Source organism: Kitasatospora sp. NPDC093806, assembly GCF_040683335.1.
Taxonomy (GTDB): Bacteria; Actinomycetota; Actinomycetes; order Streptomycetales; family Streptomycetaceae; genus Kitasatospora.
In genome coordinates, this window is sequence record NZ_JBFBDO010000001.1 from 320,358 (window position 1) to 345,064 (window position 24,707).

A 24,707-nucleotide genomic window follows, 5' to 3' on the forward strand; every position below is an offset into this window, starting at 1 on the left:
CGAGGTGGTGCGTCCCATGGTCCGTTCGCTTCTGGTCGTCCCCCTGCTGGCCGCCGCCGGAGGCGGGGTCTGGCTGGCCCGCGGCGCGCTGCTGCGCTGGCGTGACCTGCGGGCCGCCGAGACGTACGAGCTGACGGGGGACCAGCGGCCGATGCTGGTGCGGGCGGCCGGGGCGATGGCCTGCGGGGTCTGCGTCACCGTGTTGACGCTGCTGACGGCGCTGGGCGCGTTCGGCGGGCTGGGTGGGGTGGACGGGCGGACCGGGGAGAACGGGGCGGTGGCGGGGGAACCGCTCGGTGACGCCGGGGGTGGGGGCGGGAACGGGAACGGGAGTGAGGACGGGGTCGGGAGCCGGCAGGCGGTTCCGCCGACCGGTGCCGCTGCTCCTGCTGCTGCTCCTGCTGCTGCTCCCGCTTCCGCTTCCGCTTCCGCTCCCGCGACTTCGGCCGCGCCGGCGCCGGTGGTCAGCCGGTTCGACAGCGTCGGGCGCCCGGGTGGCGGCGAGCTGCTGCAGTCCGCCGTGCCCGGCCCGGACGGGCACCCGCGCAACGTCCGGGTCTGGCTGCCCGCCCAGTACGCCAAGGACCCGAACGCCCGCTTCCCGGTCGTCGTGATGCACGCCGCCACGCCGCGCAAGACCGCCGACGCCGAGGTCCCGGACGTGTTCGAGGGCCTGGCCTCCGCCGCCCAGACCGCCAAGTCCCGGCCGTTCATCCTGGTCGCCCCCGAGGCGCCGAACGGCACCGGCTACCCGTGCGACCTGGTCGCCGCCGCCCCGCAGGCCGTCGCCGACGACACCGCGCTGCGCACCACCATCGCCGCCACCTTCCGCACCCTGCCGCCCGGCCCGGCCGGCTGGGGCACGCTCGGCGTCGAGGGCGGCGCGCCCTGCGCGGCGGCCGCCGGACTCTCCCGCCCCGACCTGTACGGCGCGGCCGCCGCCGTCTCCGGCCGGTACGACGCCGCCGCGCTCGTCCAGGCCGGCGCCGAGGCACCCGCCACCGCGACTCCCCGACTGCTGCTCGCGGCCGGCAAGGCCGACACGGCCGGACTGGACGCCGCCCGCAAACTCCAGGCGGCGCTGCGCGCCGGCACGGGGGCGGCGGCCCGCGCGGAGGTGCGGATCTCGGACAACGCGCAGGACTACACGCCGGAGCGGATCCGCCTGCGGCTGGTCCGCCAGGCGGCCCAGTACCTCGGCGAGACGCTCGGCAAGACCCCCTGACCGGCCGGGCGCCGGAGCCGTCGTGTGGCGTGGTCCAGTCGCCTTGACGCCGCGGGCTGACGCCGCGGGCTGACGCCGCGGGCTGACGCCGCGGGCTGACGCCGCGGGCTGACGCCGCGGGCTGACGCCGCGCGCTGATCCGTCGCGAACCGTCGGGGACGCCCTAGGCTTCCCGGTACCCCGGGTGGCAGTGAGGTCACCGGGCGCGGTCGGTCGAGGGGATCCCACATGCGGGCGGGCAGGCGGGTCGACGTGCGGCGGGGTGTGCGGGGGGATCGCCCGGTGGGGGATCGGGTGGAGCCGTGGGTCGAGGCGCGGGTGGGTGCGCAAGGGGATGGCCTGGTGAGGGGCCGGGTGGAGCCGTGGGTCGAGGCGCGGGTGGGTGCGCAAGGGGATGGCCTGGTGAGGGGCCGGGGGGAGTCGGGGGTTGAGGCGCGGGTGGGTGCGCAGGGGGATGGCCCGGTGGGGAGCCGGGTGGAGTCGGGGGTCGACGTCCGGAGGGACGCGGGTGCGGGTGTGCGCGGAGACGGTCCGATGGGGGACTGGGTGGCCGCGGGGGGCGAGGTGCAGGGGGACGGCCCGGCGAGGGGCTGGGTGAGTGCGGGAGTTGGTGTGCGCGGAGACGGCTCTGCGGCGTACGGTCCGGCGGGTCGGCGGGGTGGCGTGCGGGTGGGTGGGGGAGTGGCGGCGCTGGTGGCGGTGGTCGGGTTGATGGCCGGGGGGTGTGCCGGCGGTGGTGCGGGGGCGCAGGGTGCGGACGCCTCCGGCTCCGCCTCGGCGGCGCCGTTCGTGACGGCGGCTCCGGCCGGGGTCACGGCGTTGGAGCCGTTGCCCGCCGCCGTGCCGCCCGGGCTCGCCCCCTACTACGGGCAGCGGCTCGGGTGGCAGCCGTGCGACGACGGCTACGAGTGCACCACCTTCCGGGTGCCGCTGGACTACGACCGTCCCGCCGACGGCGACCTCACCCTGGCGGCCGTCCGCGCCGGGGCGACCGGGGCGGACCGGTTGGGCTCGCTGCTGCTCAACCCCGGTGGTCCGGGCGGCTCCGCCGTCGAGTACGTGGAGGCCGCCGCCCGCGGCTACGACGCCGGGGTGCGGGCCCGGTACGACCTGGTCGGCCTCGACCCGCGCGGGGTCGGCCGGAGCGCGCCGGTCAGCTGTCTGACCGGCGAGCGGATGGACGCGTACACCGCCGTCGACATCACCCCCGACGACCCGGCCGAGGTGGACGCGCTGGTGGCCGCCGCCCGGGAGTTCGCCGAGGGCTGCGGGAAGCAGGCCGGGGCCCGGCTCGGGCACCTCGGCACGGTCGAGGCGGCGCGCGACCTGGACGTGCTGCGGGCGCTGCTCGGCGACGAGCGGCTCAACTACGTCGGCAAGTCGTACGGCACCTTCCTCGGCGCCACCTACGCGGGCCTCTTCCCGGGCCGGACCGGCCGGATGGTGCTGGACGGCGCGATGGACCCCTCGCTCGACGCGACGACCGGGAACCGCACCCAGGCGGGCGGGTTCGAGACGGCCTGGGCGGCCTTCGCCCGGGACTGCGCCAAGCGCGACGACTGCCCGTTCGGCCGTACCGAGCAGCAGGCGGGCGAGCAACTGGCCGCCCTGTTCACGGCGGTCGACGCGCACCCGCTGCCGACCACGGACGGGAACCGCCGGCTGAGCGAGGCGCAGGCGACCACCGGCGTCATTCAGGCCATGTACGCGGACTTCCTGTGGCCGCGGCTGCGCACCGCGCTCGCCGACGCCCGGGCCGGTGACGGCACCGCCCTGCTGAAGCTGTCCGACGCGTACTACGGCCGCGAGTCGGACGGCTCCTACCCGAACCTGATGTTCGCCAACATGGCGGTGAACTGCCTGGACCTGCCCGCGCCGTTCGCCGGACCGGAGGACGCGGCGCGGGCGGTGCCGGACTTCGAGCGGGCCTCGCCCCGGTTCGGCCGCGACATGGCCTGGATGGCGCTGACCTGCACCTACTGGCCGGTCCCGCCGACCGGGGCGCCGCACACCGTCCGGGCCGCCGGGGCCGCGCCGATCGTGGTCGTCGGCACCACCCGCGACCCGGCCACGCCGTACGCGTGGGCGCAGGCGCTGGCCGGGCAGCTGGAGTCGGGGCGCCTGCTGACCTACGACGGGGACGGCCACACCGCGTACGGCCGCCACGACGCCTGCCTCGACGGCGCGGTCAACCGCTACCTGCTGGGCGGCGAGCCGCCGGAGAACGGGAAGCGCTGCGGCCGCTGAGGCGGGCGCCGGGGTGGCCGGTTCCCGACGGGTGACCGGGCGTCAGACGGAGGTGACCGCGAGCTTGGCGGCGAAGCCCGCGAACAGGGCGGCGACCCCGCCGGTGAGGCCGGCCGAGAGGCGCTTGCGGCGCCGGAAGGCGGTGGCCAGGGTCGTGCCCGCGAAGATCAGCAGGGAGAGGTAGAGGAGGCTGAAGGCCTGCAGGATGCCGCCGAGCAGCGCGAAGGAGAGCACCGGCCGGCCGTAGGAGGGGTCGACGAACTGGGTGAAGAAGGAGAGCAGGAAGAGGATCGCCTTGGGGTTGAGCAGGCTGATCACCAGGGCGCGGCGGAACGGGCGTTCGGTGGACTCCGGGGCCGACGCGTCGGCGGCGGCAGCGGCGGAGGCGGCGTCGTCCGGCCCGGTCCGGTGCTCGCGCCACAGCTGCCGGGCGGCCCGCAGCATGCCGACGCCTATCCAGAGCAGGTAGGCGGCGCCGCCGAACTTGACCACGGCGAACACCGCCGGGTTGGCCTCCAGCAGCGAGGCGGCGCCCAGGGCGGTGAGGCTGATCAGGGTGAAGTCGCCGACGAACACGCCCGCCGCGGCGGTGTAGCCGGTGCGGACGCCCTTGCGCGCGGCGACCGACAGGACGTAGAGGGAGTTCGGTCCGGGCAGGAGGATGATGACGAGGGCGCCGAGGACGTAGGTCGCCAGATCGTTGACTCCGAGCACGATGGGCTCCGGGGGAGTGGGAGAGGGGAGGGGCGCTCATCGTAACGTCGTACGAACCGGCGCCCGGCGGCCGCGAGCGGCGCCCGGAGGCCAGGACCGGCGCCCGACGACCGTGACCGGCGCCCGCGGCCACCCGCCCGCCCCGGTACGGATCACCCACGAACCTGTGTAGACTGGCCCGCGTTGCCACTGCTTGTGGCAGCGGTGCCGCCTTAGCTCAGTTGGCCAGAGCAACGCACTCGTAATGCGTAGGTCATGGGTTCGAATCCCATAGGCGGCTCCACTCGGAGGCCCAGACCGGACAGTGTCCGATCTGGGCCTCTTGGCGTTGTTGGGGAAGAAGATCCTTGATCGATTTCGCCCGGGCCCCGGGGTTTTCATATTAGGTAGCTGACGACTTGTCATGGACCGACCGGCGTCGGAATGTTACCGGCCGGTCGCATTGGAAAGTGCTTGACGGCGCTGGCGGCGGATTCCTAGGGTGAATGCGTATGAGTCGCCGCGCCGGGGCCGATGCGTGGCGATTCAGGGGGCAGCGGGCATTTTTCCGGCAGTGACTGACAATTCACTGCCCACCGGCGGGCGCAGGCAGGGGTGGTGACGGCCACCCCCAACAGGCCTGTGCTGCTTGCCGGTTGCCCGTGTCCCGGGCTGCGCCGAAAGGCATTGTTCCTCGGCTGCCGATCGCTTCTCGAGTTAACCGAAGATTTACCGGAGCCGCCTCACTCGGGTAGTGCGGCATGAATACGGTCTTTCTCGGCCGGAGAAATGCGACGGGCTCGGCCGGTACCGCTGATCACGCAAAAAAGAGTATGGGGGAAGTGTGCATCATGCCTAAAACTTCGATTGCCGTCCTCTTTCCGGGGCAGGGCGCCTATTACGGGCGTGCGCTCGCCGACCTGCGGGACGGGTTTCCCGAGGTCGGACCGGTTCTCGCCGAGATCGGTGACGCGGCCCGGCCGCTGCTGGGCGACCGGGCGGTCGACCAGTTGTTCGCGGACGGCACGCCGGACACGGAGCAGTTGCTCCGGGAGGCCCCGGACGCGCTCCAGCTCGCCATCTACGCCGTGTCCACGGCGACTTTCACCGTGCTGCGCGCCCGCGGGCTGCGCCCCGACGTCCTGATCGGCCACAGCCTCGGCGAGATCGCCGCGCTGGTCGCCGCCGGCGCGTTCACGCCGGCCGAGGGCGCGGAGATCGTCTGCCACCGCAGCATCGCGCTGCGCGAGGCGGGCCTCGGTGACGCCTACATGGCCGCCGTGGGCACCGACGCGGACCGGGTGCAGCAGCTGGTCGAGCTGGTCGGCGACCCGCTGACCGGGATCGCGGTCGAGAACCACGACACCCAGACCGTGCTGTCCGGGCGGGCCGAGACGCTGGACACGGTGGGCCGGCTCGCGGCGGTGCTCAAGATCGACTTCGCCCGGCTGAAGTCGCCCTACGCCTTCCACAGCCCGCTGCTCGGCCCGGCGGCGGAGAAGTTCGCCCAGCGCATCGCGGACATCCGGCAGAAGCCGCTGCAGACCGCGGTCCACTCGCCGATCCTGGGCCGCGCCTACGAGGACCGGGACCGGCTGACCGAGCTGCTGGCCGGACACTTCACCAGCCGGGTGCGGTTCGCCGCCGCGGTGCGCGAGTTGGCCGGGGACGGGGTGTCGGTCTTCGTCGAGAGCGGCGCGCTGGACGCGCTCAGCCGGATCACCGGCCGGATCGTCGGGGCGCCCGTCACCACCATCCCCACCCTGCTGCCCGAGGCGGGCGGGGCCGCCGTGCTGCGGCAGGCCGTCGACCGGCTCGCCGCGATCGGCGCGGTGGAGGCCGGTGCGGCCGGCTCCTCGGCCGACCACCTGCGGAACGCGCTGCTGTCCGACGTCCCGGCGGAGGACTTCGAGGCGTTCTGGAACGGGCGCGGCGGGGACGTCCGGGCGTTCGCGCGGGAGGCGTACCTGACCTACCTGGGCGCGCGGCCCGAGCAGAGCGGCAGTGGGAACGTCAGCGGGAACGGTGCGGCGCCGGCAGCGGGGGCTCCGGCGGCGGCCGTGGACCGGGACGGCCTGGTGCGCGAGCTGGCCGACATCTACGCCGAGGCGCTGGAGTACCCGGCGGAGGTGTTCGAGGAGGGCACCGACCTGGAGGCCGAGCTGGGCGTGGACTCGGTGAAGCAGACCGAGCTGCTGGTGCGGGTGGGCAACCGCTACGAGCTGCCGCCGCGGCCGTCGGACGTGCGCCCGGCCGCGTACAACACGCTGGGCAAGATCGCGGACCTGATCATCGCCTCCGGCGGGGCGGCGTGAGGACCGTGTCCCAGGAGCTGAGCGGCAAGATCGCCCTGGTCACCGGAGGGGCGCGGAACGTCGGCAAGGTCATCGCCAAGCGGTTGGCCGCCGACGGCGCCCTGGTCGTCATCAACCACCTGCACTCGCCCGGGCCCGCGCGGGAGACCGCGGCGGAGATCGAGCGGGCCGGCGGGCAGGCGCACGTGATCCGTGCGTCGGTCGCCGTGCGCGGTCAGGTGGACCGCATGTTCGACGAGATCGAGGAGCGCTTCGGCGGCCTCGACATCCTGGTCAACAACGCCGCGAACGGCGCGCTGGTGCCGGGCGAGGAGGTCACCGAGCAGCTCATCGACCGGGCGCTCGACACCAACCTCAAGGGCGGGCTGGCCTGCGCCCAGCGGGCCGCGGCGCTGATGGCCAAGCGCGGCGGCGGCAGCATCGTCAACATCTCCACGCTGGGCGGCGGGCAGTTCGTGATGGCGAACTACCTGGCCTGCGGGCCGGCGAAGGCCGCCGTGGAGGCGATGACCCGCTACCTCGCGGTGGACTACGCGCGGGACGGGATCCGGGTCAACACGGCCGCGGCCGGGCTGCTGTACAGCGAGGTCGTGGACCTCTTCCCGGACGCCGAGCGGATGCAGCGGGCCACCGTCGAGGCGACCCCGATGGGGCGCCTCGGCCATCCGGAGGAGCTGGCGGAGGTGGTCGCGTTCCTGGCCTCCTCGCGGTCGAGCTGGATCACCGGCCAGCTGATCCTCGCCGACGGCGGCCTGTCCACCGGGCAGGCGCTGCTCTCCCCGCCGCGGGCGGAGGTCCGGCCGGTGCCGGCGACGGTTCCGGTGGCGGAGGGGCGCGGGACGGCGGAGGCGGCGGAGGCGGTCATCGAGGCGGCCGAGCGGGTCGTCACGGCGGCGGAGCCGGTGCCGGTCGCCGTAGTCGAGCCGGTGCCGGTCGCGGTCGCCCGAGTGGAGGAGAAAGCGCCGGAGTTCGACGATGACGATGACGAGATCGCCATCGTCGGCATGGGCATCGTCGTGCCCGGGGCCAACGACCTCGACGAGTACTGGCACGAACTCATGCACGGCGCCGAGCGGTTCGTCGAGATCCCGGCCGACCGGTGGGACAACGACAAGTTCCACTCGGCCGACAAGCGCGACGAGGACAAGACCTACTCCAAGCGCTCGGCGTTCATCACCGACTTCGCGCCGCACCCGCAACTGGCCCGGGAGCTCGCCGAGTCGGGGACCGACCCGGACGCCGTGGAGTCGACCACGCTGTGGCTGCGGCACTCGCTGATGCAGGCCATGGAGGGCGTCGCGCACGCCCCCGAGGACCGCTGCTCGTTCCTGGTCGGCTACACCGCGGACGGCAGCCAGCACCTGGAGGAGGCGACCGTCCGGGCCGGGGTGCTCGGCCGGCTGGCGCCGATCCTGGACGGTCTCGGCCTGTCGGCGGCGGACCGCGCCGAGGCGCTCGGCGCCGTCGAGCGGCGGCTGGCCGGGCACTACTCCCGCAGCGGTCCCGAGCCGCTGCAGTTCTTCCCGCACCGGGTGGGGCTCAACGCGATGCGGGACGTCCTGCCGTCGCACGCCGAGCTGCTGCTCGTCGACACCGCCTGCTCGTCCTCGCTCTACGCGGTGGACCTCGGCCTCAAGGGGCTGCTGGAGGGCCGGCACGACATCGCGGTGTGCAGCGGCTCGTTCGCCGTGGGGCCGCGCGGGTCGATCCTGTTCGCCAAGCTCAACGGCCTGTCGGTGAGCGGCGAGGTGCGCTCCCTGGACAAGGCCAGCGACGGGGTGCTGTTCTCGGACGGCGCCGCGACCGTGGTGCTCAAGCGGCTGGGCAAGGCGCGCCGGGACGGTGACCGGATCCTGGCGACCCTGCGCAGCTTCGGGTCGTCCTCCGACGGCAAGGGCAAGGCCATCTACGCGCCCAGCGCGGCGGGCCAGAAGCTCGCCATCCGGCGGGCGCTGGACCGGCCGGGCATGGACGAGGTGCGGCCGGACTGGATCGTCGCGCACGCCACCGGCACCCCGGCGGGCGACCTGGCGGAGTTCACCACCCTGCGCGAGACGCTGGGCGGCTTCCGGCCGGGGGCGGCCCCGGTGGTCGTCACCTCCAACAAGTCCGTGATCGGGCACACCGGTTGGGCCGCGGGCGTGGCCTCGCTGATCGAGGTCGTGCTGGGCTTCCGGCACGAGGTGATCCCGCCGCAGCACCGGTTCACCGAGACGCCGGCGGACTTCGCGATCGGCGAGTCCAACCTGGTGGTGCCGACCGAGGCGGTGCCGTGGCCGCGGGGCGGGCACCGGCGGACGGCGGCCGTCTCCGGCTTCGGCTTCGGCGGCACCAACGCGCACCTGGTGGTGCAGGAGCCGCCCGCGAAGGAGCGGGCCGCCGCCGCGCTGCCGCCGGTGAAGGAGCGGGAGCAGGAGCGGCCGCAGCGGATCGCGATCGTCGCCCGGACCGCGCACGTGCCGGGCACCGAGACCGCCGACGACCTGGCCTCCTGGCTGGGGCGGGCGCCGGCGCCCGAGGTGCTGTCCTTCGGTGACACCTACCCGCTGCCGTCGTTCAAGCAGGTGCGGATGCCCCCCGGCATGATGCGGGGCATCGACCGCTGCCAGCTGATGATCCTCAAGTGCGCGCACCGGCTGCGCGACAGCCTGGGCTCGTTCTGGGAGGACAACAGCGAGACCACCGGCGTGGTGCTCGGCCACCTGGGGGCGACCCGCAACGCCACGCTGTACGCGGCCCGTTGCTACCTGGACGACCTCACCATCGCGCTGCGGGCGGACGCCTCCCTGGCCTCGGCGCCGTGGCTGCCGCAGGCGCTGGACCTGCTCAAGTCCGAGGTGCGGCGGCTGGTCCCGCCCTCCAACGAGGACTCCTTCCCCGGCATGATGCCGAACGTGATCCCAGCCCGGGTCGCCAACTACTTCGACCTCAAGGGCCTCAACATGACGGTCGACACGGGGTTCACGTCGACCCTGAGCGCGATCGACGTGGCGATCCGCTACCTGCGTCAGGGCGAGCTGTCGATGGCCCTGGTCGGCGGCATCAACGGCAACAGCACCGACGAGGTGCGGCAGTTGCTGGACGACGCGCTGGACACCGAGACCGTGCTGGCCGAGGGCGCGTTCCTGTTCGCCCTGGTGACCGAGGAGACCGCCGCGGCCGCCGGACTGGAGGTCCTGGGCTACCTGGACACCCCGTTCACGGACGCGGAGCGGCCCGCGGAGTCGGCGGAGCCGGTCCCGACCATCGAGTGCGGGGCGCTGCGGACCGCGCGGCCGGCCTGCTACCTGGGCGCCGAGGGCGCGATCGGCATCCTGCAGGCGCTGGCCGAGGAGCCGGCCGAGCGGGACGCGCTGGTCGTCTGCCGCGGTGAGGACGGCGCGCCCGACCTCACGGTGCGGGTGTCGGCCCCGGTGCCGGCCGGCCCGTCCGCGGCCAGTGCTGCCTCCGTCGACGACGGCGGCGAGGTCCAGGTGCCGTCCGAGTTCTACGACGAGCAGTTCTACCGGGGCGACGAGCCGCTGCTGATCACCCGCCAGGTGCCCGGGCTGACCGGGACCCCGGGTGAGCCGGTGCGCGCGGAGCTGCCGTTCTGGCCCGCCGCGCCCACCGTGGTGCTGACCGACCGGCCGGAGACGGTGACCGCCGCCGGCGCCCCGGCGGGCACCCTGGTGCTGTCCACCGTGCCCGCCGACGGGCCGGGCGTCCGGTACCTGCGGGACGCGGACGCGGAGGCCGTCCGGGCGGTGCTGGACGAGGCCGATCCGGAGCACCGGATCCGGCACGTCCGGCTGGTCACCGACCTGTCCGGCGGGCAGACGCCGGAGCCGGTCGGGTCCGAGGCGGTCCAGGCGCTGCACGAGCTGCTGTTCCTGGTGGTGCAGCAGCGGCACGCGGCGCTGGCCGACGAGGCCGGGGGCGCCAGCTGCGTCGGGCTGTTCCTCGGCGCGCTGACCGACGGCACCCCGCACCCCTTCACAGGCATGTTCACCGGTCTGTTCAAGGTGATCCACCTGGAGTACGCGCCGCACTGCCTGGCCTACGCGCTGGTCACCGGCGAGCGGGAGGCCGCGGCCGGGGTCGCCCAGGCGACCCGGGAGTCCGCGTTCCGGCGCGGCCTGCCCACCGCGTACTACGACGGCGGCCGGCGGCTGACCGTCACCCTCGCGGAGGAGCCCGGCGAGCTGGTGCCGCCGGGGGAGGCCGCTCTCGGCCCGGACAGCGTCGTGGTGGCGGTGGGCGGCGGGCGCGGGATCACCGCCGAGCTGCTGACCGAGGTCGCCCGGCACTTCCGGCCCAGGCTGTACGTGCTGGGCAGCAACCCGGTGGACGAACACCCCCGGGAGTACCTGGAGCTGGACGACGAGGCCTTCGCCAAGGGCCGCGCCGACTACATCCGCAAGCAGCTCGCGCTGAAGGCGGGCAACCCCGCGCAGCTCAACCGCGCGTACGAGCGGATCGGCCAGGCGCGGGTGATCCGGGGCAACCTCGCCCGGATGGCCGAGCACAGCGGCGCGGGCGCCGTGCACTACGTGCCCTGCGACGTCACCGACCGCGACCAGGTCACGGCGGCGATGGACCGGATCCACGCCGAGGCCGGGCGGATCGACCTGCTGGTCAACGTGGCCGGGCTGAACCGTTCGGCGCCGATCGCGACCAAGAGCCTGGCCGAGTTCCGGCAGGTCCGGGACCTCAAGGTGCGCGGCTACTTCAACCTCAAGGCGGCGCTGCGCGGCCGGCCGCCCAAGGCCTGGTGCAACTTCGGTTCGCTGCTGGGCATGACCGGCCAGATCGGCGAGGCCGACTACGCCTCGGGCAACGACTTCCTCGGGGCCGCCGCGACCTACCACCACCAGGTGCTGGGCCAGCACGAGTTCACCGTGGGCTGGACGCTGTGGGGCGAGGTCGGGCTCGGTGCCAACGAGCTGACCAAGGCGTACTTCGAGAAGAGCGGCCTGTACTCCGCGATGAGCACCGCGGAGGGCGTGCACCACTTCGTCCGGGAGCTGAACCTGGTGAAGCCGTCGCCGCTCACCGTCCACCTGGGCGTGGCGGAACGGCGGGCGGTGGACCGGCTGCTGCCCGGGTTCCTCACGACCGGGAACCGCGTACCGGAGGAGCCCGTTCAGGCCCCGCAGGAGGAGGAGCCGGAGCGGCCGGCCGGGTTCTACCTCGGGGAGGTCGTGGCGCGCACCGCGGACTCGGTCACCTTCGAGCGGGTCTTCGACCTGGAGACCGACGACTACCTGAAGCACCACCGGGTCGCCGACGCGCCCACCCTGCCGGGGACCTTCGTCACCGAGATCGCCTTCGAGGCGGCCTCCTGGCTGGTGCCCGACCTGAAGGTGTACGCCTTCGAGGACCTGCGCTTCCACCACTTCCTCAAGGTCCGCGAGTCGGACCGGGCCGGACTGCGCAAGCGGATCCACGCCGAGCTGGTCGAGCGCCGGGCCGACCTCGGCCAGGCCGTGGTGGCCGTGCGGATCAGCCACGACGTGGTGGCGCCCAACGGCACCGTCCTGGTCAAGGACCGGCTGCACTTCGAGGTGCGGGTGCTGCTCGCGGGCGACCTGCCCGACGCGCCGCACTGGCAGGCCTGGCACCCGGCCGCCGAGACGCCGGTGCCCGACCCGTACCACATCCCGGGTTCGCCGGTGCTGCTCACCGACCTGTTCGTGTCCACCACCGACACCCGGCTGCACCCGGACGGCAAGCGGGCCACGTACACCCTCGAACTGCCCTCCGACCACCGGGTCTTCGCCGGCTTCGGCATCCCGGTGGTGCTGCTCGACGGCCTCGCCCGGACCGGGGTGCTCGCCCTGGTCGACGGCGACCTGATCCCGCTGGCCGCCCCGCTGGGCATCGGCCGGATCGACGTCTACGAGCACGGCGGGGACTGCCAGGTCGCCGAACGGCACGGCCGGGTCGACCTGTACGCCGTGCTGCCGGGGGCCGAGGCCGACGGGCGCGCGGCGGGCGCCGGCAACCGCTTCGTCGCGGTCCGGCCGGACGGGCGGATCCTGCTCCAGATGAAGGACCTGGACTGGACGCTGATGGGCTATCTCGACCGCAGGAACGGGAAGTTCCTGACCCCGGAGGAGGTGGCCGCGGCGGCCTCCGAGGGACCGACCACGAGTACCGGCAGTACCGGCGGTACCGAGAGCACGGAGGTGGTGGCAGCGATGGGAAAAGCTGAGACCGGCGCGGCGAGCGAGCAGCCGACGCCGGTGACCGCCGCCCCGCAGAACGCCCCGCAGAGCGCGGTGCAGAACGCCGTGCAGACCGCGCAGAGCACCCCGCCCGTGCGGCGGCCGGCCCGGCGCCCCGCCGAGGCCGCCGGCCCGCGCACCTCGCGCCCCGCCCCGGGGCCGCGCGGCCTGCGCAGCGTCCCCGGCAACCTGCGGAGGTTCCAGCGCAACGCGCCGGCCCTCTTCACCGACCTGGGCCGCTCCTACGGCGACATGGTCCGGCTGCCGCTGGGCTTCTTCAACGTCCACCTCAACTACCACCCGGACAACATCCGGTACGTCCTGCTGGACAACAACCAGAACTACATCCGCGGCAAGGGCTACGACGCCTTCAAGATCTTCATGGGGATGGGCCTGCTCACCCTCGACGGGGACGAGTGGAAGCAGCACCGCAAGGTGGTCAACCCGCTGTTCCACCGGACCGCGATCGACAACATGGCGACCACCATGACGGACTCCACCACCCTGGTACTGGACCGCTGGGCGCGGGCGGCCTCCGCCAGCCACGAGGTCGACGTGGTGCCCGAGATGATGGACCTGACCCTCGGCGCCCTCGGCAAGGTCATGTTCGACACCGACCTGCACCCGGTCGCCGACGAGGTCGGGCCGGCGATGGTCACCGCGATCGAGGCGATGGTCTTCCGCGGCACCCTCAACCACCTCACCCCCGAGGTCGTCCCGATCCCGTACAACCGGCGGATCCGCCGGGCCCGCAGGGTCATGTACGACGTGGTGGACGGGATCGTCGAGTCCCACCGGGCGGGCCGGCACGAGGGGCTGACCGACCTGGTCAGCCTGCTGCTGCAGGCGCGCGACGAGTCCGACGGCGAGTGGACCCGGCAGCAGATCCGGGACGAGATCATGACCGTCTTCATGGCCGGTCACGAGACCACCGGCACCGGTCTGGCCTGGGCGCTGTACGAGCTCGCCAAGGACCCGGACGCCCAGGAGCGGCTGCACGAGGAGGTCGAGCAGGTCCTCGGCGGGCGCACGCCCGGCATCGCCGACCTGGAGAAGCTCCCGTACACCCGGATGGTCGCCGACGAGACGCTGCGGCTGCACCCGCCGATCTGGGTCTACCCGCGCGACGCGGTGCAGGAGGACGAGGTCAACGGCTGGCACATCCCGGCCGGCGGCAGCGTCTTCATGGTGCCCTACGTCACCCACCGGCACCCGGACTTCTGGGTCGACCCGGACCGCTTCGACCCGGAGCGGTTCACCGAGCAGAACCGGGCGCAGCAGGCGCGCTTCGCCTACTTCCCGTTCGGCGGCGGTCAGCGCAAGTGCATCGGCAACCAGATGGCGCTGGTGCAGACGCACCTCACGCTGGCGATGGTGGCCCAGCGGTTCCGGCTGCGGGTCGTCCCCGACCACCCGCTGACCCTGGGCACGCTGGTCTCGTTCCGGCCGATGGACGGCATCCGCCTGGTCGTGGAGCCGAGGAAGCGATGACCCTGACCGAACCGACCACCCTGGCCGAGCTGCTGGCCCCGCCGGTGGTGGACTACCCGGACGACGGTTCGGTGCGGCCCGTGCAGCGCCACGTGTGGGAGCCGGTGGAGACCGCCGCGCTCCCGCCGGGCGCCGCCCCGGGCCTGCGCGGACGCTCGATCGCGGTGATCGGCGGCCGGGAGGCCACCGCCGCCGCGGTCGGCGCCGCGCTGACCGCGGCCGGGGCGAGCGCGCACCGCCTCGCCCCGCCCGCCGAGGGCGAGACCGGCGGGTTCGGCCCGTCCACCGCGGCCTTCCACGCCGCGGCCGGGCGGCTCGACGGGATCGTCGACCTCAACGTCGAGGAGTCCTTCGACCGGGCCGGCGCGGACAGCTGGGAGGGCGCCTTCCGGCAGACCGTCGCGCTGCTCCAGGCCTGCTTCCCGGACTGGATCGCCGAGACCGACGCGAACCGGCTGTTCTACCTGCCGGTCACCTGGCTCGGCGGCCGGATGGGCTTCGGCCCGGACCGGGTCGAGCAGCCGCTCGGCGGCCTCTGGGCCGGGCTCGCCAAGGGCCTGCCCCGGGAGCTGCCCAACTGCAACATCCGGATCCTCGACCTCACCGCCGAGCACTCGGCGGAGAGCATCGGCGAGCTGGTCAGCCGGGAGCTGTACCGCTGGGGCGCGTTCGAGATCGGCTACCACGCGGGCCGCCGGTACAGCCTGCGGGCCCGGCACGCGCAGCCCGGTCCGCCGCGCCGGGCGATCCGGCCCGGCGACACCGTGGTGATGTCCGGCGGCGGGCGCGGCATCGGCTTCGCCCTCGCCCGTTCGCTGGCCGAGGACTTCGGCGCCCGGGTGCTGGTCAGCGGGCGCGGGGCGGTCCCCGACGCGGCGAGCGTCCCGGCGCTGGCGCTGGACGACCGGGAGTTCCGGCAGCACCGGGACGAGCGGCTGCGCGAGGCGGTGGCCGGGCGCCGGGTGCCGCAGGTGCGGGCCGCGCTGGAGAAGCTGGCCCAGGAGCGCGAGCTGTGGGCCAACCTGGCCGCGGCCCGCGCGGACGGCCTGCGGATCGAGTACGTGCAGTGCGACATCACCGACCCGGAGCAGGTCGGGCGGCTGGTCGCGGCGGCCGGCGACCGGCTGGTCGGCGTCGTGCACAACGCGGGCCTGGACGTCCCGGTGCGGCTGCCCGGCAAGAGCGAGCAGACCCTCTCCCGGGTGGTCCGGGTCAAGGTGGGCGGCTTCCTCAACCTGCTGCGGGCCGTCGCCGACCGGCCGCCGCTCGCGTTCTTCTGCAGCACCGGATCGCTGACCGGCCGCTGGGGCGGCATGGTCGGCCAGCTCGACTACGGGGCGGCCAACGAGGCGCTGAGCCGGCTCGGCCTGTGGGCCTCGCAGGACGGCGAGCAGCCCGGACGGGAGCGGCGCACGCCGGTCTCCACGGTCTGCTGGCCGACCTGGGAACGGCTCGGCATGATCACCAACTACGAGGCGACGCTGCGCTACATGTCGGCGGTCGACGTCCGCGAGGGCCTGTACCACTGGAAGCGCGAACTGCTCGGCGGCGGCAGCGGCGAGTCCACCTTCATCGGCGACGTCGGTCCGGCGATGCTGCCGTCCGTGCTGCGCGGCTACCGGCAGGACACCGGGCTGCCCGGCATCGAGCGGCTCGCCACCAGCCGGCACTACCTGGGCGAGCCGCTGACCTTCCGGCCGTACGGGGCGCTCTCCACGGCCCACCTGCTGCGGGCCGAGGAACTGCCGTGCTGCGAGGACTTCCGGGTCGACGGGGAGCCCGCGCTGCCGGTCTCGCTGGTCCTGGAGTACCTGCGGGCCGCCGGGGAGTGGGTGCTGCCGGAGCAGGGGGACCAGCTGCGGTTCGCCGAACTGCGGGACCTGGCCGTCGAGTTGGCCGAGCTAAGGATGGGTCCGGGGCGGCGGGCGGCGGAGCTGGTCCGGCACGCCGAGGGGCGCTGGGCGGAGGACGGCAGCTGGCGGGTGGCGGTCACCCTGGAACGGTCCGGACGGCGCCTGGCCGCCGCCGAACTGGTCTTCCAGGCCGAGCCGTTGACCGATGTGCTGCCCGAGTCGCTGACCGGCCGCTGGGCCGAGGGGACGGGTCTCTCGGCTGGCACTGAACTGCTGCCGCTGCCCGGCGGCGGGCTCGGCTGGACCGGGCACGCCTTCCGGCTGGCCGCCTGGCGGCGCGACCCGGACACCGGTCGCTGGTGCGCCACCGCGGACCCGGGCCGGATGTCCGACCTGCTGCTCACCTCGCCGGCCCCCGGCTCCGAACTGCCGCTCAACCAGCTGGAGAACGTGCTGCGGGCCGCCTGGCTCTGCCAGGTCCGGGACGAGCCGGGCCTCGCGGACGCCGCCCGGCGGCTCACCGTGGAGCGGCTGCGCGCCGAGCCGCCGGCCCGCACCGGCGGGACCGGCCTGCTGGTCGGCGCGCCGGACGGCCGCGACTGGACCGGGCACCGCCCGGCCGGTGGCGACCGGGTCGGCCGGTCGCTGCTCCAGCTGACCGGCCTGCGCTTCCGCTGACGGCGCGGCGGCCCGCGCCGCCGCGCCGTTGCTCCGTCGCCTCGACCACGACCACGTGCCGGACGGCACACGACTCCACCACCACCGGGGGGAACCGTTGACCACGATCGTTGACCGGTCCACTGCGTATTGCGTCGTGGGCGCCGGGGCGGGCGGCCTGGCCGCCGGCAAGAACCTGCGGGAGTTCGGCATCGAGTTCGACGTGATCGAACGCGCGGGCGACGTCGGCGGCAACTGGTACGGCGGCAACTCCTACAGCGCCGCCTACGACTCGGTCCACCTGATCACCTCCAAGCCCTACATCCAGTACGACGACTTCCCGATCCCCGCGCACTTCCCGACCTACCTCGGCCGCGAGCACGCGTACAGCTATCTGCGCTCGTACGCCGAGCACTTCGGCGTGTACGAACACGTCGAGTTCGACCGGACGGTGGAGCGGATCGAGCGCCGGGACGGCTCGCCGGACTGGTTCGTCACCCTCGACGGGGGCGAAGTACGCCGCTACGGCGGGGTGGTGATCGCCAACGGCCACAACTGGAGCCCCCGGATGCCCGATTACCCGGGGAAGTTCGACGGCGAGACGATCCACTCCTGCGAGTACCGCGACCCGGAGCCGCTGCGCGGCAAGCGGGTGCTGGTGGTCGGCGGCGGCACCTCGGGCTGCGACATCGCGGTGGAGTCCTCGCAGAACGCGGTCTCGACCGCGCTGAGCATCCGGCGCGGCTGCTACTACTGGCCCAAGTACCTGTTCGGGATGCCGACCGACGTGCTCTACGAGAACGTCCTGAAGTGGCGGATGCCGCGGCCGGTGGTGCGGCTCTTCGGCAACCTCTTCCTGCGCCTGAACAGCGCCGGCCGGCCGGAGCAGTACGGCCTGCCGAAGCCCTCGCACAAGCTGCTGGAGGAGCACTTCGTCATCAACTCGACGCTGCTCTACCACCTCGGCCACGGGGACATCGCCGCCAAGCCGGACATCGCCGAACTCCTGGGCGACCGGGTGAAGTTCACCGACGGCACCGAGGAGGAGTTCGACGTCATCGTGTACGCCACCGGCTACCGGATGACCGAGTTCCCGTTCATCGACCGCAAGTACCTGAACTGGAACGGGCGCACCCCGCAGCTGCACCTGAGCGCCTTCCACCCGGAATACGACAACCTCTTCGTCATCGGCTACTTCCAGACCTCCACCGGCAACTGGCCGATCATGGACTACCAGTCCCAGCTCATGGCCCGCTACCTCCACCTGCTGCGGACCGACCCGCAGCGGGCCGTGTGGTTCAAGCAGGCCAAGACCACGCCGAAGTCCGGGGCCGCGCTCAACGGCGGCATCCGGTACTACGACTCCGAGCGGCACTGGCTCCAGGTCGAGCACTTCTCCTACCGGGCCCTGCTGCGCAAGCTGGTCCGGCGGATGGACGTCCGGCCCCCGGCCGGGGCGGCGGCGGTGCCGGCGGGGACGTCGGCGGGGACGTCGGCGGGTGCTGGAGTCGCGTCGGCGGAGACCCGGCTGAGGAGCCACGCATGATGGACCTGATCGCACGGTCGGCGAACCGGCACGCCCGGCTGATGGTGCTGTGCGGCGTCCTGGTCGCCGTCCTGGCCGCCGTCTTCGGCGCGCCCGTCGTCACCTCGCTGACCGGCGGCAACCCGGACTTCGTCACCCCCGGCTCCGGCAGCGTCCGGGCCGACGACCGGATCGGCGCCGCCACCGGCATCCAGGCCGACGGGGGCGTCATCGCCCTTGTCGCCACCGGTGCCCCGGTGGACGACCCGCGCACCCGGGACGAGGCCGAGAAGGTCGCCGCCCTGATGGCCGGCGACCCCACGTTCGCAGACGTCCTGACGTACTACCGGACCCAGGACCGGAACCTGGTCTCCCACGACGGCCGGCAGACCGCCGTCGTCGGCCGGCTCAAGGACGACGCCGGGAGTCGCTACCAGGACGCCGTCGACCGGCTCGCCGAGAAGCTCGACGGGAACCCGAACGTCCGGCTCGGCGGCAGCGAGGTGGTCGGCAACCAGGTCGTCAGCACCGTCCAGCACGACCTCCAGCGAGCCGAACTGCTGGCGTTCCCGCTGCTGTTCCTGCTCTCGCTGTGGATCTTCCGCAGCCTGGTGGCGTCCGCGCTGCCGCTGGTCATCGGCGGGCTGAACGTCGTCCTCACGCTGCTCGGCCTGCGGCTGGTCGACCAGTTCGTCACCCCGATGTCGATCTTCTCGCTCAACCTGGTCACCGCCCTCGGGCTCGGCCTCGCGATCGACTACAGCCTGCTGATCGTCTCCCGCTTCCGCAGCGAGCTGACCGTCGACCCCGACGTCTCGCGGGCCGTCACCGTCACCCTGCACACCGCCGGCCGCACCATCCTGTTCAGCTCGCTGACCGTCAGCGCCGCGATGGCCTCGCTGTTCGTCTTCCGGCAGCGCTTCCTCTACTCGATGGCCGTCGGCGGCCTGCTGGTCTCCGCCTCCGCGCTGCTGGTCGCCCTGCTGGTGCTGCCCGCCCTGCTGCGGCTGCTCGGCCGGCACATCGACTTCCTGGCCCCGGCCCGCTGGCGCCGCTCGCTCGAATCGCCCGAGGACACCACCGGCGGCTGGTTCACCCTGGCCCGCGGCGTGATGCGGCGCGCGCCGCTGGTCGCGATCGGCGCGAGCGTGCTGCTGATCGCGCTCGGCCTGCCCTTCCTCAAGGTCGCCTTCACCTCGGTCGGCCCCGGCTCGCTGCCCACCGGCGCGAGCAGCCGGGCCGTCGCCGACACCCTGCGGGCCGACTTCCCCGCCGACCCGCTGGAGGCCGTCCAGGTCGTGGTCGCCACCGCCCCCGGCGACCCGGCCGCCGCGCAGGGCCGGGTGGACGCCCTGCGCGGCGGCATCGCCGCACTGCCCGGAGCGGCCGCCGTCTCGCCCGCCCTGCCGCTGAACGGCGACACCTGGCTGATCCAGGTCACCCCCAGGGAGCGCGGCCTCAGCGAGACCAGCCAGGACCTGGTCAAGGAGGTCCGCGCGCTGGGCGGCCCGGCCAGTCCGGATGAGCTGCTGGTGGGCGGGCAGACCGCCACCTTCGTCGACCTCAAGGCCAGCCTGGTCGACCACCTCCCGGCCGCCGCCCTGATCGTCTTCCTCACCAGCATGCTGGTGCTGCTGCTGATGACCGGCTCGCTGATCCTGCCGCTCACCGCCGTCGTGATGAACCTGCTCACCCTCGCGGCGACCTTCGGCATCCTGGTCGTGGTCTTCCAATGGGGCCACCTCGCCGGGCTGTTCGGCACCTCCGCGCAGGACGCCCTGGACGCCACCCAGCCGGTGCTGCTGTTCGCGATGGTCTTCGGACTCTCCACCGACTACGGCGTCTTCCTGCTCGCCCGGATCAAGGAGGCCCGGGACGCCGGCGTCGGCGAGACCGAGTCGGTCGCCCAGGGGCTCGGCCGCACCGGACGCGTGGTGACCGCCGCCGCCCTGCTCTTCTGCGTCGCCCTCGGCGCGCTGGCCACCTCGGAGATCGTGTTCATCAAGGAACTCGGCCTCGGTACCGCCCTCGGCGTGCTGCTGGACGCGACCATCGTCCGGGCCCTGCTGGTGCCGTCGCTGATGCGCCTGTTCGGCCGCTGGAACTGGTGGGCGCCGGCCCCGCTGCGGTGGCTGTACGAACGCTTCGGCCTGCGCGAGGGCGGGGCGCCGCCGCTCGCCGTCGAGAAGCCGTAGAGTTCCTGGCGCGTTCCTGATGCGTTCTTGATGCACCGTCACGACACCGACCCGAGGTGGGAAACGTGTACCACGCCATCGTCCGGCGCAACCTCCGCAACTCCTTCGCCGAGGTCAACCGCGGCAACTACGCCGCCATCGTCCGGCAGTTCACGCCCGACGCGGAGCACTGGTTCTCCGGCTCGCACGCGCTGTCCGGCGGGCGGCACCAGGCGGAGCAGGTCCAGCGGTGGTACGACCGGCTCGCGGAGGTCATGCCCGACCTGCGCTTCGAGCTGAAGAAGGTGGTCGCCAAGGGCTGGCCCTGGGACACCGTGGCGTTCGCCGAATGGGTCGACCACCTCACCGACCGCGAGGGCAACCGCTACTCCAACCAGGGCGTGCACGTCGTCCGGATCAAGTGGGGGAAGATCACCGAGCTGCACATCTACTGCGACACCGAGCTGCTGGAGAACGTCTTGGAGGAGCTCGGCCGGCAGGGCGTCGGCGAGGCCGTCGCGCCGCCGGTCGGCAAGCCCGGGCCGTTCCGCGAGGCGCACGCCGGCACGTGACGAACGGGGGAGGGCAGGTGGAGGCGGGGGTGGAGCGGACGGTCGAGCTGTGGCTGCTGGACGCCGCCGAGCTGGCGGTCGGCCCGGCCGAGCTCGGCAGCCTCGACGCGGAGGAGCGGCGGCGGGCCGGGCGCTTTGTCCGGGACGCCGACCGGCACTGCTACCTGGTCGCCCACGTCGCCCTGCGGCGCGTCCTCGGCCGGCGCCTGGCGGTCGACCCGGCGGCGCTGGTCTTCGGCCGCGAGCCCTGCCCCGACTGCGCCGAGCCGCACGGGCGGCCGCGGCTGGCCGACACCGACGGCACCCACTTCTCGCTGTCGCACGGCGGCGGCCTGGTGCTGATCGGCGTCGCGGCGGCCCCGGTCGGCGTCGACGTGGAACCGCACCCGGGCGCCGACAGCGTCGAGGTCCTCGCGGGCGTCCTGCACCCGGCCGAACAGACCGAGCTCGCGGCCGTTCCGGCGGCCGACCGCCCCGGCGCGTTCGCCCGGCTGTGGACCCGCAAGGAGGCCTACCTCAAGGGCCTCGGCATCGGCCTCGGCCGCCCGCCCGCCGCCGACTACCTCGGCACCGCCGACCCCGCCCGCCGTCCGCCCGGCTGGGCCGTCGCCGACCTCCCGGCCGGCCCCCGGCACGCCGCCGCGCTGGCCCTCGCCGCCCCGTCCGCCACCCCGCGGCTGCACCGCGCGCTGCCCTGAGAGAGGGAAAAAGAATTTCCGGCGGTGATGTCGAGAACCCGTGGCCCGCTCCGTCCCAGGGGTGAGCGCGGCCCACAATGGGTCGCACCAGTCCGGAGGAGAGGGTCGACATGGCCAAGTACCTGCTGCTCAAGCACTACCGGGGTGCCCCGGCCGCGGTGAACTGCGCGCCGATGGACCAGTGGACGCCGGAGGAGATCTCGGCGCACATCCAGTACATGCGCGACTTCGCGGCCCGGCTGGAGGGGACCGGCGAGTACGTCGACGGCCAGGCGCTCGCGCCCGAGGGCACCTGGGTCCGGTACGACGGAGAGGGGCGGCCGCCGGTCACCGACGGCCCGTTCGCGGAGACCAAGGACCTCATCGCCGGCTGGATGGTCATCGACGTCGACAGCTACGAGCGGGCCGTCGAACTGGCCGGGGAACTGTCCGCCGCCCCCGGCCAGGGCGGGAAGCCGATCCACGAGTGGCTGGAGCTGCGCCCGTTCCTGTCCGCGCCGCCGACCATCGACGAGTGCCATGGATGAGTGCCGTGGATGAGTGCCGTGGATGAGTGCCATGGATGACGTCCCGCTCCGGAGCCTGGTGCCGGGCGTGCTCGCCGTCCTCGTCCGCCGCGGAGCCGACTTCGCGGCGGCCGAGGACGCCGTCCAGGAGGCGCTGGTCGAGGCCGTCCGCCGCTGGCCCGAGGACCGCCCGCGGGACCCGAAGGGCTGGCTGGTCACCGTGGCCTGGCGGAAGTTCCTCGACGTCGCGCGCGCGGACAGCGCCCGCCGGCGGCGCGAGGACCTCGTCGAGGAGGAGCCGGCCCCCGGGCCGGTGCCCGCCGGGGACGACACCCTGCAGCTCTACTTCCTGTGCGCGCACCCGTCGTTGACGCCCGCGTCCGCCGTCGCGCTCACCCTGCGCGCCGTCGGCGGGCTCACCACCCGGCAGATCGCTGAGGCCTACCTGGTGCCCGAGGCGACCATGGCGCAGCGGATCAGCCGGGCCAAGCGCACCGTCGCGGGCGTGCGGCTCGACCGGCCCGGCGACGTCGCCACCGTGCTGCGCGTCCTCTACCTGGTCTTCAACGAGGGGTACGGCGGGGACGTCGACCTCGCCGCCGAGGCCATCCGGCTCACCCGGCAGCTCGCCGCCGCGATCGACCACCCCGAGGTGGCGGGACTGCTCGCCCTGATGCTGCTGCACCACGCCCGGCGGGCCGCCCGGACCGCGCCGGACGGCAGCCTGGTGCCGCTCGCCGAACAGGACCGCGGCCGGTGGGACGCGGCGGCGATCGCGGAGGGCGTCGGGATCCTGCAGGCGGCCCTGGCGCGGGACCGGCTGGGGGAGTTCCAGGCCCAGGCCGCCGTCGCCGCGCTGCACGCGGACGCGCCGACGGCGGCGGAGACCGACTGGGTGCAGATCGTCGAGTGGTACGACGAGCTGGTGCGGCTCACCGACAGCCCGGTGGTCCGGCTCAACCGCGCGGTCGCCGTCGGCGAGGCGGACGGCCCGCAGGCCGGACTCGCCGCGCTGGCCGCCCTCGATGCCGCCCTGCCCCGGTACGACGCGGTGGCGGCGTACCTCCACGAACGCGCCGGCGACCCGGCGACGGCGGCCCGGCTCTACACCGAGGCCGCCCGGCGGGCCACCAGTCTCGCCGAACGCGACCACCTCACCCGCCAGGCCGCCCGCCTCAACACCCGGCTACGGGGCTGAGGGGGGCGGTGGTAGGAGTGGGAAGTCGGATCGGCCGACTTCCCACTCCGCCTCGGCGGGGTCAGAACCAGTGGACGGTGTGCGGCTGGCGGTCGGCGCGGAAGAGGGTGTCGGCGAGGGGTGCGGCGGCGGGGTGGTGGGCGCGGATGTGGCCCGCGCGGACCAGGGTGCCGGGGGCGGTGCCGCCGAGGTAGATCGCGCCGAGGTCGCGCACGTCGAGGGAGAGGTCGGGCGCCCGGTCCGTCGGGACGCACTCGGCCCTGCCGTCCCGGACGGTCAGCAGGTGGCGGCCCCGTTCGCCGAGGAACGGGTCGTCGACGTCGAGGACGAGCTCGCCGTCGGCGAACCAGCCGCGCGCGGTCAGGGCGCGCGGGACGTCCAGCAGCCGCACCCAGAGCTGGTCGGTGTCGCCGCTCAGCTCGGCGGCGCGGAAGTCCGCGAGCTGCCAGCGCAGCGGGTGGTCGGGCGTGAAGTGCCGGAACACGATCCGGTCGACCAGGTCGTGCCCGAGCAGGCACCGGACCAGGGCGTGGTGGGCCGTGTCGTCGGTGGCGATGGTCTCGTCGACGGTCAGGGCGCCGGAGCCGAGCTCGTAGCTGGCGTAGCCGTCCGGGACGCCGTCGGCGTCCCGGTGGACGGCGACGTAGCGCGGCTTCGGTGCGATCGGGGGCTTCCCCGCGCCCGAGGCCCACCAGCGGTGCGGCCGGGACAGCGCGCCGGGCTGGGTGCGGCGGTACCGGTCGTAGACCTCCTCCAGGATCTCGCCGCAGTCGGCGCGCGGCAGCAGTTCGACCGAGCCGGTGTCCGCCGGGTGCCCCGCCCGGAGCGGGGTGAGGGCGGCCTGCCGGCGCGGCACCGTCAGCCGCGCCGTGTACGTCGCCGGTCCGTAGCCGAACCGCCCGTAGATGGGCGCCTCGGCGGCCAGCAGGACGGCGAGGAAGTCCCCGCGCTCGCGCAGCTGTTCCAGCTGGTGGCGCATCATGGCGGTGAGCACGCCCCGGCGCCGGTGCGTGGGCAGGACGCCGACCGCGGTCACCCCGGCGGCCGGGGCGAGGGCCCCGCCGGGCAGGGTGAGTTCGAAGGAGTAGGCGCCCGCGGTGCCGATCGGCCGTCCGTCCGGCGCCACGGCGAGCAGGTTGCGGTCCATCTCGTAGACCGACCACCAGACTCCGCCGCCGTCCTCGGCCGGCGTCTCCGGGAACAGTCCGAACGCGGCGTGGAGCGTGTCGACGAAGACCTTGAGGTCCTGGTCGGTCGTGGAACGGATCTCCATCGGTGCTGCTGCCTCCCCTGGACGGCCGGCGCCACACGCCGCGGCGCCCCGGCACAGTGCAGCCTCGGGCA

The 24,707-nt window shown here is 74.0% G+C and carries 13 protein-coding genes and 1 tRNA gene; 12 read left to right on the top strand and 2 right to left on the bottom strand.

The window, feature by feature from the left end:
• The first annotated feature begins 16 nt into the window (after positions 1 to 16).
• Complete coding sequence (locus tag AB0N76_RS01380) at positions 17 to 1,225, top strand: hypothetical protein (protein ID WP_363552132.1); 1,209 nt, start codon at positions 17 to 19, stop codon at positions 1,223 to 1,225.
• 711 nt (positions 1,226 to 1,936) lie between these two features.
• Positions 1,937 to 3,472: an alpha/beta hydrolase gene (locus AB0N76_RS01385; RefSeq protein WP_363552241.1), complete on the top strand. Its 1,536-nt coding sequence runs from the start codon at positions 1,937 to 1,939 to the stop codon at positions 3,470 to 3,472.
• A gap of 42 nt (positions 3,473 to 3,514) precedes the next feature.
• On the opposite strand, the gene leuE is transcribed toward AB0N76_RS01385, so the two are convergent.
• Positions 3,515 to 4,186 carry a leucine efflux protein LeuE gene (gene leuE / locus AB0N76_RS01390; protein WP_363552130.1) on the bottom strand — a complete coding sequence of 224 codons (672 nt, stop codon included), beginning with the start codon at positions 4,184 to 4,186 and terminating at the stop codon, positions 3,515 to 3,517.
• A gap of 206 nt (positions 4,187 to 4,392) precedes the next feature.
• Here leuE and AB0N76_RS01395 point away from each other — a divergent pair.
• The 10 genes from AB0N76_RS01395 to AB0N76_RS01440 all read left to right on the top strand — a co-directional run bounded on the left by AB0N76_RS01395 (position 4,393) and on the right by AB0N76_RS01440 (position 23,363).
• Positions 4,393 to 4,469: transfer RNA gene (locus AB0N76_RS01395), tRNA-Thr, on the top strand.
• Positions 4,470 to 5,016: 547 nt separating this feature from the next.
• Positions 5,017 to 6,480, top strand: a complete 1,464-nt coding sequence (locus AB0N76_RS01400; protein ID WP_363552128.1) for an acyltransferase domain-containing protein — start codon at positions 5,017 to 5,019, stop codon at positions 6,478 to 6,480.
• A 5-nt stretch (positions 6,481 to 6,485) separates the two neighbouring features.
• Entirely contained in the window at positions 6,486 to 14,180 is a 7,695-nt protein-coding gene (locus AB0N76_RS01405; protein ID WP_363552126.1) for a cytochrome P450, read from the top strand.
• Positions 14,177 to 16,711, top strand: a complete 2,535-nt coding sequence (locus AB0N76_RS01410) for a KR domain-containing protein (protein WP_363552124.1) — start codon at positions 14,177 to 14,179, stop codon at positions 16,709 to 16,711. Before AB0N76_RS01405 ends, AB0N76_RS01410 begins: the two co-directional genes overlap by 4 nt.
• Before the next feature lie 136 nt (positions 16,712 to 16,847).
• Complete coding sequence (locus AB0N76_RS01415; RefSeq protein WP_363552122.1) at positions 16,848 to 18,236, top strand: NAD(P)-binding domain-containing protein; 1,389 nt, start codon at positions 16,848 to 16,850, stop codon at positions 18,234 to 18,236.
• Complete coding sequence (locus AB0N76_RS01420; protein ID WP_363552120.1) at positions 18,233 to 20,410, top strand: MMPL family transporter; 2,178 nt, start codon at positions 18,233 to 18,235, stop codon at positions 20,408 to 20,410. The genes AB0N76_RS01415 and AB0N76_RS01420 overlap by 4 nt, the downstream gene beginning before the upstream one ends.
• A 65-nt stretch (positions 20,411 to 20,475) precedes the next feature.
• Positions 20,476 to 20,961, top strand: coding sequence for a nuclear transport factor 2 family protein (locus AB0N76_RS01425; protein WP_363552118.1), 486 nt, complete (start codon positions 20,476 to 20,478; stop codon positions 20,959 to 20,961).
• A complete protein-coding gene (locus AB0N76_RS01430; RefSeq protein ID WP_363552116.1) occupies positions 20,958 to 21,659 on the top strand; it encodes a 4'-phosphopantetheinyl transferase superfamily protein in 702 nt (233 codons plus the stop codon). The genes AB0N76_RS01425 and AB0N76_RS01430 overlap by 4 nt, the downstream gene beginning before the upstream one ends.
• Before the next feature lie 110 nt (positions 21,660 to 21,769).
• Positions 21,770 to 22,186 carry a YciI family protein gene (locus tag AB0N76_RS01435; RefSeq protein WP_363552114.1) on the top strand — a complete coding sequence of 139 codons (417 nt, stop codon included), beginning with the start codon at positions 21,770 to 21,772 and terminating at the stop codon, positions 22,184 to 22,186.
• A gap of 31 nt (positions 22,187 to 22,217) precedes the next feature.
• Positions 22,218 to 23,363, top strand: a complete 1,146-nt coding sequence (locus tag AB0N76_RS01440) for a DUF6596 domain-containing protein (protein WP_363552239.1) — start codon at positions 22,218 to 22,220, stop codon at positions 23,361 to 23,363.
• A gap of 61 nt (positions 23,364 to 23,424) precedes the next feature.
• On the opposite strand, the gene AB0N76_RS01445 is transcribed toward AB0N76_RS01440, so the two are convergent.
• The gene (locus AB0N76_RS01445) at positions 23,425 to 24,636 is read right to left on the bottom strand and encodes a GNAT family N-acetyltransferase (protein ID WP_363552112.1); all 1,212 of its coding nucleotides are present in this window, start codon (positions 24,634 to 24,636) and stop codon (positions 23,425 to 23,427) included.
• Between the last annotated feature and the right edge of the window lie 71 nt (positions 24,637 to 24,707).